Annotated in this window: 9 protein-coding genes; 3 read left to right on the top strand and 6 right to left on the bottom strand. The window is 72.1% G+C overall.

The window, feature by feature from the left end:
• Both ACFFNX_RS28440 and ACFFNX_RS28445 read left to right on the top strand, forming a co-directional pair.
• On the top strand, nt 1-2,218 hold a 2,218-nt coding region (locus ACFFNX_RS28440; RefSeq protein ID WP_378208677.1), incomplete at its 5' end, for a beta propeller repeat protein.
• Between the two features lie 142 nt (nt 2,219-2,360).
• Nucleotides 2,361-3,485: a GDSL-type esterase/lipase family protein gene (locus tag ACFFNX_RS28445; RefSeq protein ID WP_378208679.1), complete on the top strand. Its 1,125-nt coding sequence runs from the start codon at nt 2,361-2,363 to the stop codon at nt 3,483-3,485.
• On the opposite strand, the gene ACFFNX_RS28450 is transcribed toward ACFFNX_RS28445, so the two are convergent.
• From ACFFNX_RS28450 to ACFFNX_RS28475, 6 genes are read right to left on the bottom strand one after another with little or no spacing between them, the layout of a single operon-like run.
• On the bottom strand, nt 3,463-4,701 hold the full coding sequence (locus ACFFNX_RS28450; protein WP_378208681.1) for an acyltransferase family protein: 1,239 nt from the start codon (nt 4,699-4,701) through the stop codon (nt 3,463-3,465). The genes ACFFNX_RS28445 and ACFFNX_RS28450 overlap by 23 nt on opposite strands.
• Nucleotides 4,701-6,089: an ATP-binding cassette domain-containing protein gene (locus tag ACFFNX_RS28455; RefSeq protein WP_378208683.1), complete on the bottom strand. Its 1,389-nt coding sequence runs from the start codon at nt 6,087-6,089 to the stop codon at nt 4,701-4,703. Before ACFFNX_RS28455 ends, ACFFNX_RS28450 begins: the two co-directional genes overlap by 1 nt.
• 3 nt (nt 6,090-6,092) lie before the next feature.
• The gene (locus tag ACFFNX_RS28460) at nt 6,093-6,989 is read right to left on the bottom strand and encodes an ABC transporter permease (protein WP_378208685.1); all 897 of its coding nucleotides are present in this window, start codon (nt 6,987-6,989) and stop codon (nt 6,093-6,095) included.
• 55 nt (nt 6,990-7,044) lie between these two features.
• Entirely contained in the window at nt 7,045-8,946 is a 1,902-nt protein-coding gene (locus ACFFNX_RS28465) for a glycosyltransferase (protein WP_378208687.1), read from the bottom strand.
• Complete coding sequence (gene glf, locus ACFFNX_RS28470) at nt 8,943-10,097, bottom strand: UDP-galactopyranose mutase (protein ID WP_378208689.1); 1,155 nt, start codon at nt 10,095-10,097, stop codon at nt 8,943-8,945. Before glf ends, ACFFNX_RS28465 begins: the two co-directional genes overlap by 4 nt.
• Nucleotides 10,081-10,947, bottom strand: coding sequence for a glycosyltransferase (locus tag ACFFNX_RS28475; protein ID WP_378208691.1), 867 nt, complete (start codon nt 10,945-10,947; stop codon nt 10,081-10,083). The genes glf and ACFFNX_RS28475 overlap by 17 nt, the downstream gene beginning before the upstream one ends.
• 168 nt (nt 10,948-11,115) lie before the next feature.
• On the opposite strand from ACFFNX_RS28475, the gene ACFFNX_RS28480 reads away from it, so the two are divergent.
• Nucleotides 11,116-11,868: glycosyltransferase (locus ACFFNX_RS28480; RefSeq protein ID WP_378208693.1), on the top strand; the 753-nt coding region annotated here is incomplete at its 3' end.

An 11,868-nucleotide genomic window follows, 5' to 3' on the forward strand; every position in this document is an offset into this window, starting at 1 on the left:
CGGGCGCGGGCCGCTGCGTCACACGACGACCGGGCCCGCGGCGCAGCTCGCCGGGGCCACGTTCGCGCCGGACCCCGCCGCCAAGGCCGACGGCCACGACCAGGAACTGCTCGGGGTGGCGTCGGCCGGCTCCATCGTCGTCGCGATCGGCGGCGAGACCGAGACGGCCGACTACCGCGGAGAGTTCCTGGTCTCCAGCGACGGCGGGCGCTCCTTCCGCCTCGCCGACGTCCGTACGCCCGACGGCGCCGAGCCCGGGTACGGCGACACCCCGCGGGTGATCGCCGGCTCGACCGGCGCGTGGGTCGCCCTCGGCGGCTCGCACGCCGGAACGGCGGTGTGGACCAGCCATGACGGCCAGACCTGGACCCGCCAGCCCGACTCGACCGGCGCGGTCTTCGGCCGGGACAAGATCACCCGGGTGGCCCGCACCGCGAACGGCTTCGTCGCGGTCGGCGACACCTCGCAGAAGGGCGACTACAGCGACGCCGTCCCGGTCGTGTGGCTCTCCTCCGACGGCCGGCAGTGGGAGCGGCTGGGCAACGACCAGCTGAAGATGTCGCTGCCCGGCGGCCCGCTCTCGCTGATCGACGTCGCCGCGCACGGCGACCTGGTCATCGCGTACGGCTGGTCCACCGACGGCAAGGGCCGGATCGTCAAGGACGGCGTGTGGCGCTCGTCCGACGGCGGCCGCACGTGGGCCGCGGGCGACGTACCGCACCCGAAGGGCACCGCGGGTCCGGGCATCGCCATCGGATCCACGCCCACGGGGTTCATCGCGGGGCGGAACGCCCACAGCAAGTCCGAGCAGTACGGGGTCGTGCTCACGTCGGCGGACGGCGTCAGCTGGCGGAAGGCCGGCGAGATCCACCTGCCCGGGTACGGCGGCCTGCAGCGGCTCACGTCCTCCGACCGGGGCCTGGCCGCCGTGATCGGCGGGGACAAGAAGGTCCTGATCGCCCGCAGCGACGACGGCGGCACCTGGCAGAACGGCGGTGAGGTGCCGGTTCCCTCCGGCCGCACCATCGAAGGCGTGGCGGTGACCGCCGGCGCGACGATCGTCGCCGCGCGCGAGGACGACGGGCAGGACGCGGACGCCGTCCTCGCCGTACGCGACACGCTGGGCCAGGAGATCCCGGTCGACGTGACGGCGATCCCGGGCGCGGTCCGGCCGGAGCAGACCGTGACGTCCGTCGCGAGCTCGGCGAACCTGCGGGTCGCCGTCGGCGGCACGAACGGCGACGCGGCCGTGTGGACCTCGCCCGACGGCTCCCGGTGGACCCGGGCGGGCGACACGGGCGGTGCGCTGGCGCGGCCCGGCAAGCAGCGGCTCATCAACGTGACGCCGGGCGCGGCGGGCTGGCTCGCCGTCGGCTACGACGGGGAGCGGCCGCTCGCGGTCACCTCGCCGGACGGCACGACCTGGCACTCGGCGCCCGGGTTCGACCCGGGCTCGGGCCACACCGCCACCTACGCGGCCGCCTACGGGAGGGCCGGGTACGTGATCGTCGGAGAGTCGGGGTTCTCGGCCGGCACCTGGGTCTCCTCCGACCTGAAGACCTGGAAGCCCGGCAGCGGCGGCGACCTGGAGGGCACGAAGACGGCGAACCGCTGGATGCGTGGCGTCGTCGCCGGGCCGTCCGGCTACGTCGCGGTCGGTGGTGTCAGCGACCCGACGGTCAAGGACGCGCCGCAGGGCCGCCCCGCCGTCTGGACCTCGGCCGACGGGCTGAAGTGGACGCTGAAACAGCTCCCGCAGCCGTCCGGGGCCGCGGAGGGGTGGTTCGACCGGGTCGCGGTCCACGGCAGCGTGCTCGTGGCGACCGGCACGGCCGGCATCGCATCCGGCCGTACGGCGTTCGCCTTCACCTCCTCCGACGGCGGCGCGTCGTGGCAGGAGGTCCGGCTGCCGAAGGCGGGACAGGACGGCGCGGACTCCAGCGACCGCAACTCCGCCGCCACCGCGCTGACCGCCACGCCGCACGGCTTCGTGATCGCCGGTGCGGCCGGACGCGCGGGCCGTACGGACGTGGTGCTGTGGACCTCGGCGGACGGCCGGACCTGGACGGCGCAGACGCCGCAGGGCACCGGACTGTCCGGCCGCGGCGACCAGTGGCTCACCGGGCTGACCCCGGCCGGTGCCGACCTGCTCGGCGTCGGGATCAGCGCGGATCACCGGGGCGAACAGCCGACCCTGTGGCGGCGGCCCCTGCCATGAGCGAGCGCGGCGGGCGAACCGGCGAGCACGGCGCCCCGGCCACTCCTCCGGCGCGAGGCGGTCACATCAGTCATACTGCCGGAAGTCCCATCGCTGTCAGCCCCCTCGCCGTGAGCGCCTCCTACCCCCGGGATCGCCTTTCGTGACGCGCCTGGACCGGACCCTCCTCGCCGCGGTCGCGTCGCTCTTCTGCCTCGCGGCCTGTGCCGGTGTGCGCATGACGGTGAGCGGCGACGGCCCGCACCGCGACCTGGGGGCCGCGCCGCCGAAGGCGGATCCGGCGGTGTTCCCGACGCGCGTCCTGCCGCTGGGCGACTCGATCACCGACGGCCTGCAGTCGCTGGGCGGCTACCGCAGCGACCTGTGGCAGTACATGAAGGCCGACGGGATGAAGGTCGACTTCGTCGGCTCGCGGTCCAGCGGCCCGCCCCAGCTCGGCGACCGCGACAACGAGGGCCATCCTGGCTGGCGCATCCACCAGCTGACCGCGCACACGCGCGACTGGCTGCTGGAGTACCGGCCCGACGTCGTGCTCCTGCAGATCGGCACGAACGACGTCATCCAGCACCGGGACCTGCGGGCCGCGCCCGCGCGCCTGGCCGCGCTCATCGACCTGATCACCACGACGATGCCGTCCGCGCAGGTGTACGTCGCGACGCTCACACCGCTGGCCGCCAAGGCGAACGAAACGCGGGTCCGCGCCTTCAACGCCGCGATCCCGGGGATCGTCGCGGCCCGGGCGTCCGCGGGCCGCCACGTCCACCTGGTCGACATGCACGCGGCGCTCGGCCGGCACGACCTGTTCGCCGACGGCATCCACCCGACGAACGGCGGCTACGCGAAGATGGCCGCACGCTGGTACTCCGCCATCACCGGCGATCCCATGACCCGGTGGGAGGCGGAGTCGCCGTCGTACGCGACGGTCAGCGACGGTGAGCGGCTGGAGACCGCGAACGCCTCCGGCGACGGCAAGGTCGGCTACCTGGCGGCGGCGGGCAGCTTCCTGCAGTTCACCCTGGAGATGCCGCGGGCCGGTCGCTACCGCCTCTACGTACGGGCGGGCAACGGCACGGGCGGGCCGTGCGAGCAGCGGCTGACCGTGAACGGCCGGGCGGACGGCCTGCTGCGCTACCCCGCGTACGGCTGGGACCGGTGGACCATCACCGCGGCCGATGTCGCCCTGAACGCCGGCCGCGACACGCTGCGCCTCACGAGGGCGACCTGCAGCGCCGAGATCGACGCGATCACCCTCGCCCCGAAGCGCTGAGGCCGGGCGGATCACCGCCGGGTGAGCCGGGGGGCCGGTCCCCCGGGTCCGCGCCGTCGGCACGGATCCGCGCCAGGGCCGCCTTCAGCCGCGGGCGCAGCAGGCGCTGGGCCGGGCGTTCGATCAGCACGTGGATCAGGTACGACGAGACCAGCGCACCGGCGATGAGCACGGCGAGCACCTCCCAGCGGCCCAGGTGCGGCAGCAGGCGCGGCACGAACGTGCGGGAGACCGTCTGGTGGATCAGGTACAGCGGGTACGTCAGCAGGCCGAGCACGGTGAGGCCGCGCCAGCGCAGCCACGACAGGCGGTGCGTCGCGACCAGGGCCATGATGGCGAAGACCACGGTCACCCCGGCCGGGATGATGTACAGCGAGTGCGGGGCCGCGGTGAAGTCGGGGAAGTTGTACTTGACGTCGTAGTAGCAGCCGAGCGCCCAGGAAAGGGCGATCAGCAGCCACACGATGATGTTCGACCCGTACCGGTAGATGAGGAAGAAGCCCATCCCGGCCACGAAGAACGGCGCGTACCGCCACAGCAGAACGACCTTGAGGAAGTTCTCGCCCGACTCCAGCGCGAAGACGCTGAACAGCAGCCAGCCCGTCATGAAGGCCACGCACCGGTTGAACGTGATCCCCCACCAGGTGAACAGCGCGATCAGCACGTAGAAGTGCAGCTCGACGTAGAGGGTCCAGTAGACGACCTCCATACGCTGGGAGCCGACGCCCTCCTGGAGCATCGTCAGGTTCGGCAGGAGCCGCTTGAGCGGGCCGTCGGTGTTCGGGCCGAAGGGGACCCAGGAGTCGAACGCCAGATAGGCCGCGAGCGACAGCAGCACGCCGACCCAGTACGCCGGGAACAGCCGCAGGAAACGCGACACGATGAAGTCGCCCGGTTTGCGGCCCCAGGCGCTCAGCAGGATGACGAACCCGCTGATGAGGAAGAACAGCTCGACGCCCAGGAATCCGTACCGGGTGACCGGGGCCAGCTCGGGAAAGATCCGCCGGGCGTTGCCGCCCGGCCACTCCGGGGCCGGCACGCCGGTGTAGTGGTGCAGCATGACCACCGCCGCGGCGACGAAGCGCAGCACGTCGAGCTCGCGGAGGCGGCCCGTGGCGCGCCGCTCGGCCTGCGCCGGCGAGGTCTCCTCCGACGGCGTCCCCGTCGGCACCGCCTCCGTCGGCACGGCGTCGGACCGCGTCGTCCCGGCGTCCATCAGATACCTGTGATCCGCACGATGACCTGCTCGTCTCCCTCGGTGAACCCCTCATAGTCGAACCGCACGCCCGACGCGGACACGAACTCCTCCCACGCCCGGTACTCGTGCTCCCGCCAGCCGGGATAGCCGAAGTACTCATCGAAGACGATCACCGTGCCCACGCTCAGCCGGGGGCCGAGGTGCGTGAGGACGGTGCGGGCCGAGGAGTACAGGTCGGCGTCGATGTGCACGAACGCCACGGGCTCGGGGTGTTCGGCGAGGAAGCCCGGCAGGGTGTCCTCGAAGAGCCCGACGACGAGTTCGGCGCCGAGGACCTCCGGCGGCGCGTCGAGGGCGAAGTGCCCGGCCGGGAACCCCGCGCGCCAGTCCTCCGGCAGCCCCGCGAAGGAGTCGAAGCCGAAGACGTTCTTGCCCTCACGCGCCTCGGCGACGACCGTGAGCGTGCCGCCGGTGTGCACGCCGAACTCCAGCGCCATGCCGTCCTGCCCGGCGGCGAGCGACAGGGCGTACTCCAGCGTCGCGCGCGGGTCGGGCAGGCGTGGCGCGTCGGGCATGATCTGCCGGACGAGCAGTTCGGCCTCGGCCCGCGCGGCGTCGTCGGCCGGCAGCGCGGCCAGCGTCGCCTCCTCGCGGGCCCGCCGCCGCTGTTCGGCCTCCAGCGGCGTCTCGGGCGGCGCGAGGAAGTCCACCGCGCCCTCGATGCCGCCCTCGTACGCCGTGCGGCCGCGCTCCAGCACGACGCCGCGCCCGCAGACCCGCTCCAGCGTCCCCATGTCGTGGGAGACGATGACGAGCGTGCGGCCCTCGGCGTGGAACTCGCCGATGCGCTCCAGGCACTTCTTCTGGAACGGCGGGTCGCCGACCGCGAGCACCTCGTCGACGAGGAAGATCTCCGGATCGGTGTGCACGGCGACGGCGAACCCGAGCCGCATGAACATGCCCGAGGAGTAGAACTTCACCTGCGTGCCGAGGAAGTCCTCGATCTCGGAGAACGCCACGATCTCGTCGTAGCGCGCCTCGGTCTCGGCCTTGGTCATGCCGAGGATGGCGGCGTTGAGGAAGATGTTCTCCCGCCCGGTGAGGTCGGGGTGCAGGCCCGCGCCGACCTCGATCAGGCCGGCCACCCGGCCCCGTACGCGCACCGACCCCGCGTCGGGCCGCATGACGCCGGAGACGAGCTTGAGCAGGGTGCTCTTGCCCGAGCCGTTGAGGCCCATGAGGGCCAGCGACTCCCCCTGCGCGACGGTGAGCGACACGTCGTCCAGCGCCGTGAAGCGTTCGGACAGGCTCTGCCGGCGCGCGGCGCGTACGGTGATCTCCTTGATGGAGTGCGCGTGCCGCAGGGTGAAGTGCTTCGACACCCCGTCGACGACGATCGATTCCATCTCTTACAGCTCCTGGGCGAAGCGCCGCTGCAGGCGGGCGAACACGAGCTGGGCCACGGCCAGCAGCAGCAGCGCGGCGAGCAGGCTCACCAGCCCGCGGACGGTCAGATGGTAGGGGAAGGCGAGCAGGCCGCCGGGCAGGGCCGGCGCGCCGTTCGGCAGCGTGGCGGCCTGGTCGTTGGTGGGCCACCAGAACGCCCGCTCGAACAGCAGCACCGCGCTCGTCAGCGGGTTGGCCAGGTACACCTGGAGCGGCCAGCCGCCGTGCGCCGCCTCCTGCACGGTCGTCCACGGGTAGATCATCGGCACCGACCAGGGGACGACGATGTTGATGATGTCCACGACCTGCCCGAAGTCGCGGAAGAAGACGTTCACCGCGGCGAACAGCAGGCCGAACGCCATGGCCAGGCACGCGACGATGGCGAACGCCAGGACGATCGAACCCGTCGCGATCCACGACGGCGCCCACCCGGCCCAGATGGCGCCGCCCAGGAGCACGCCCAGCGCGGGCAGCATGTGCACGCCGGACACCAGCATCGAGGAGACCGGGAACAGCTCGCGCGGCAGGTAGACCTTCTTCACGAGCGAGGCGTTGCCGACGACCGACCACGCCGTCGTGATCAGCGTCTCGGTGAAGAAGCTGACGAGCACCATCCCGGAGAAGAGGAACACCGGGAAGTTCGGGATCGCCTTGCTCATCTTCAGGAAGATCCCGACGACGAAGAAGTAGACCGCGAAGTTGACCGCGGGCCGCACGTAGGACCAGCCGAGCCCGAGCAGCGACCCCTGGTAGCGGCTGCGCAGCTCCCGGCGGACGAGCAGGCGCAGCAGGTAGCGCCGCCGCACGACGTCGAGCAGGCCGCCGCCGCTGCCCGGGGCGACCAGCGGCGGCACCGTCACGGGGCCTCCTTCATCGGTCCCGCGACGAACGCGCCGTGCGCGTCGGTTCCCCCGCTCACGTGTCCTCCCGGCGGGCGGCCTCGAAGGTCTCCCTCCAGCGGTCGACCGACGCGAGCTCGGGGATGGCGGCGCGGTAGCTCCGGCTGAGCTCGGGCCACTCGCGCATGAGCCGCGCGTGCAGGGCCATGTTCCGCTGGACGAGTGACCGGAACCGCTTCGGGTCGCGCTGGTACCAGGCCGCCTTGGTGCCGTCGGCCGAGGACACGAGGGCGCTGTCGTACCGCGACAGCAGCCACCACGTCTGGTCGACGTGCGGCACGGCGACCTCGGGGTGCTCGCGTGAGTAGGAGTCGACCGGCCGGAGCTGACGCACCGCCCCGGTCAGGGCCGTCCTGATCATCGCCCGGCGCCCTTCGGGGGCGGCCGGAGCACGGCCCTTCTTCGGCGGCCGCCTGCGTTTGACCTCGGGGAACTCCTCGAGGTCCGGCTCGGGGCGCGCGTCGGTGAAGTCCGCGCGCAGGGCGCGCAGCTCGGCCATCTTCGTCGTCATCGACCGGTGCAGCTCCGCGGGGCCGCGCAGCACGTCCTCGACCGCCTTGAGCATCAGCTCGGCCGTGGAGTACTGCATGGCGAGCGCGTGCTTGGTGGCGATGAACAGGCTCTCCTTGAGCATGTTGCCGCCGCGCGTGTACGGGGAGTACATCAGCGCGGTGATCAGCCGGTTCCGTTCGGTGAAGTAGGCCTGCCAGTCGAGCGTGTCGTCCTTGGAGTGCCAGGGCACGTGCCAGACGGCCGAGCCCGGCAGGGAGACGGTGGGGAACCCCGCCTCGCGGGCCCGAACACCGTACTCGATGTCGTCCCACTTGATGAAGAACGGCAGTGACAGCCCGACCTTGCGGATCACGTCGAGCGGGATCAGGCACATCCACCAGGCGTTGTAGTCGACGTCGACGCGCCGGTGCAGCCAGGGGGTCTCGCGCAGCGGGTGGGCGGCCAGGTCGTGGCCCAGGAGAGTGTGCGGCGCCGGCGTCATCCACCAGCGGTAGCGGGCGATGGTCTCACCGAAGACGTGCAGCACCGACCGGTGGAAGATGTCCATCATGTGCCCGCCGACGATCGTCGGCGTCCGGGCGAGGTCGGCGAACACGACGGCGCGCAGGACGCCCTCGGGCTCGACCACCACGTCGTCGTCCAGGAGCAGCACGTAGTCGCTGCGCCCGGCGTCGAGGGTCTCGGTCATCGCGCGGGAGAACCCGCCGGAGCCGCCGATGTTGCCCTGGTCGATGAGCCGGAGCCGCCCGCCCAGCGCCTGCTCGGCCGACGCGAAGTCCGGCCGGTCCGTGACCCGCCGGGTGCCCTGGTCGATCACGAAGATCTCGTCGATGACGTCCAGCACGTCACTCGCCTCGCCGAGCGCGCGCAGCTGGTCGACGCAGTAGTCCGGCCGGTTGAACGTGGTGATGCCGATGCTGGCGCTGCCGCGCGGCCGGTCGGTGTCGGCGCACCACTCGGCGCGTTCGAGCACGACCTCGCGGTCGCCGGCGGCGATGTCGAACCAGTACCAGCCGCCGTCGATGAACGGTTCCAGCGGCAGCTCCAGCTCACGGTCGACGGCCGTGTCCGCGTCGACCTCGAGCTGGGTGACGCGCTGGATGAAGCCCTTGCCGGTCGAGCGGTAGACGACGACGATGGCGTCGCCGCGCAGCCGCAGGCGCAGCCGGACCGCGTCCACGACGGTCCAGCGGCGCCAGTAGCTCGCCGGGAACGCGTTGAAGTAGGTGCAGAACGAGGCCCGCCCGCCGGAGGCGACGACGACGCCGCGACGCCCGGAGATCCACACCTCGCGGGCGCCCGGCCCGGCGGCCGCCCCGCCCCGTCCGCCGCGGCCCTCGACGTACAGCTTCTGCACGTCGAGGTCGCGGTCGGCGGGCAGCACGACCCGCTGCAGAACTCTCATCTGGCCCCCTTGGTGCCGCGGGCCGCGAAGTGCGGGCGCAGGCGGTTGTCGTACATGGTCAGCGCCGACGCGATGGCCATGTGCATGTCGAGGTACTGGTAGGTGCCGAGGCGCCCGCCGAACCACACGCCCTTCTCGGCGCGCGCCAGGTCCCGGTAGCGGAGGAGCCTGACCCGGTCGGCGGCGGTGTCGATCGGGTAGTACGGCTCGTCGCCCGCCTCGGCGAACCGGGAGTACTCCCGGACGATCACGGTGCGGTCCGGCGGGTACTCGCGCTCGGGATGGAAGTGACGGAACTCATGGATGCGCGTGTACGGCACGTCCTCGTCGGCGTAGTTCATCACCGGCGTGCCCTGGAAGTCACCGGTCGCCACGACCTCGGGCTCGAAGTCGAGGGTGCGCCAGCCCAGCCTGCCCTCGGCGTGGTCGAAGTAGCGGTCCAGCGGGCCGGTGTAGACGACGGGGACGTTCCCGGCGGCGTCCAGGTCGAAGAAGTCGGTGCCGAGGCGCACCTCGATGTTCGGGTGGTCGGCCATGCGTTCGAGCCAGGCGGTGTAGCCGCCGGCCGGCAGGCCCTCGTACCGGTCGTTGAAGTAGCGGTCGTCGAAGGTGTACCGCACCGGCAGCCGGGTGATGATCTCCGGAGGCAGCTCGCGCGGATCGGTCTGCCACTGCTTCGCGGTGTACCCGCGGATGAACGCCTCGTACAGCGGCCGGCCGACCAGCGAGATCGCCTTCTCCTCCAGGTTCGCCGGGTCGGTGACCTCGGCGGCCTGCTCGGCGACGAGCGCGCGTGCCTCGTCCGGGGACATGGCGCGGCCGAAGTACGCGCAGATGGTGCCCAGGTTGATCGGCATCGGGTAGACGCGGCCCTTGAAGATCGTGAAGACCCGGTGCCGGTAGCCGGTGAAGGAGGTGAACCGGTTGACGTACTCCCACACGCGCTCGTTGGAGGTGTGGAACAGGTGCGCGCCGTAGCGGTGCACCTCGATGCCGGTCGAGGACTCGACCTCGCTGTAGGCGTTGCCGCCGAGATGGTCGCGCCGCTCGGCCACGAGCACGCGCAGCCCCAGGTCGCGGGCGCAGCGTTCGGCCACGGTCAGGCCGAACAGGCCGGAGCCCGCGATGACCAGATCAGCGTTCACGGACATCCTCGGTCGGGAGGGCCGACACGTCGCGCGCCCCTTTCGGGGCGACGAACCGCCGGTACAGCGGACGGCGGATCCAGGCCGGCGTCAGCCGGTACCCGCCGCGGACACTCACGTTGCGGACGTACTGGGCGCGCGTGGTGAATCCGCCGCGCCGCAGTTCGCGCTGCAGACGCAGCTCGGCGCGCAGCAGCGCCATGCCGCCGCGCCGCTCGTACGCCCCGTCGCCCACGCGGTAGTACACGAGCGGTTCGGGCAGGTTCACGACCGTCGCGCCGCCGGCGATCATACGGGCGAAGAGCCAGTAGTCCTCCATCAGCGGCAGGTCGCCGTAGCCGCCCGCGGCGAGCACGGCGCGCCGCCGGTACACCACGGTCGGGTGGTTGAAGGGGTCGTGCAGGCGGGCGTACCGGGCGATGTCCGCGGGCGCGGAGACCGGCGTGCGCCGGCCCACGATGTCCTGCCGGTCCGAACCGAACTCCAGCATGCCGGCGCCGACCAGGTCGGCGCCCTCCTCGATCACCGGAAGCTGTACCGCGAACCGCTGCGGCATCGCGATGTCGTCGGCGTCCATGCGGGCCACGACGTCGTGCCGGCTCGCCGCCAGTCCCTGGTCGAGTGCGACGCCGAGGCCGGCGTTGCGCTCGAGACGCAGGAACGTCACCTCCACCGGGCCGGCCCGTACCTCCTCCAGGCACGCGTCGAGCTCCGCCGGCACCGGGCCGTCCTGGACGAGGACGACCTGGTCGGGGCGGCGGGTCTGCGCGTCCACCGCGCTGTGGAACGCGTCGCGGACATAGTCCGCGCGGTCCCCCGCGTAGACGGTGAGGAGGAGGGAGAAGGGTTCGGCCATGCGCCAATCTCGGGGCGATGTTCCTGGTACGGGATGAAGCAGAGGCCAGTTAGGCGGAATGAATCTTATGCTAAGTTTGCGCACTCACTTTCCGGGGTTTTACCGGCATTAAGCGGTAATAGCGAGGTAACAGTAGGTACCAGCCTGAAGGACGCCTATGTCGCGTCCGTGGTTGTCACGTACGAGCGGCGTGATCTCCTGGCCCGCGCGCTCGCGGCGATCGGCGCGCAGACGCGCCCGCCGGACGTCGTGGTCGTGGTCGACAACGCCTCGGCCGACGGCACCGCCGACCTGGTACGCGAGCGTTTCCCCGCGGCCGATCTCCTCGTGCTGCCGTACAACACCGGTGGGGCCGGCGGGTTCGCGGCCGGCATCGCCCGGGCTCTCGACCTCGGCGCGACGGCGCTGTGGCTGATGGACGACGACACGCTCCCCCGGCCGGAGGCGCTGGAGGAGTTGCTGTCCACCTTCGGCCGCCACCGGCCCGCGATCGCCGCCAGCCGCGTGCTGTGGACCGACGGGCGCGACCATCCGATGAACACACCGCGATCACGGCCGTCGGGCGTCGCGGGCCATCCGCGCATCCGCTCGGCCTCGTTCGTGTCGGTGCTCCTCGACGCCGCCGCCGTACGGGAGTGCGGGCTTCCGGTGGCGGACTACTTCCTGTGGAACGACGACTTCGAGTACACGCTGCGGCTGCTGCGCGGGCGGCTCGGCCTGCTGTGCCCGCGCAGCGTCGTGGTGCACCACACGGCCGCGCCGGTGTTCGACGTGCGGACGCGTTTCTTCTACGAGGTGCGCAACAAGGTGTGGCTGTTCACCCGCAGCCGGTGCCTGGCGCCGGGCGAGCGGCTGCTGTACGCCGGGGCGACGCTGCGGCGGTGGGCCCGCGCGTTCGGCCGGTCGCCCGGCCGGGCGCGG

Source organism: Actinoallomurus acaciae (assembly GCF_042429965.1).
Lineage (GTDB): Bacteria > Actinomycetota > Actinomycetes > Streptosporangiales > Streptosporangiaceae > Actinoallomurus > Actinoallomurus acaciae.

Bases quoted from the DNA above. Each gene is read 5' to 3' on its own strand.
- ACFFNX_RS28450 (WP_378208681.1), bottom strand. From the start codon at position 4,701: ATGGACGCCGGGACGACGCGGTCCGACGCCGTGCCGACGGAGGCGGTG.
- ACFFNX_RS28455 (WP_378208683.1), bottom strand. From the start codon at position 6,089: ATGGAATCGATCGTCGTCGACGGGGTGTCGAAGCACTTCACCCTGCGG.
- ACFFNX_RS28465 (WP_378208687.1), bottom strand. From the start codon at position 8,946: ATGAGAGTTCTGCAGCGGGTCGTGCTGCCCGCCGACCGCGACCTCGAC.
- glf (WP_378208689.1), bottom strand. From the start codon at position 10,097: ATGTCCGTGAACGCTGATCTGGTCATCGCGGGCTCCGGCCTGTTCGGC.
- ACFFNX_RS28475 (WP_378208691.1), bottom strand. From the start codon at position 10,947: ATGGCCGAACCCTTCTCCCTCCTCCTCACCGTCTACGCGGGGGACCGC.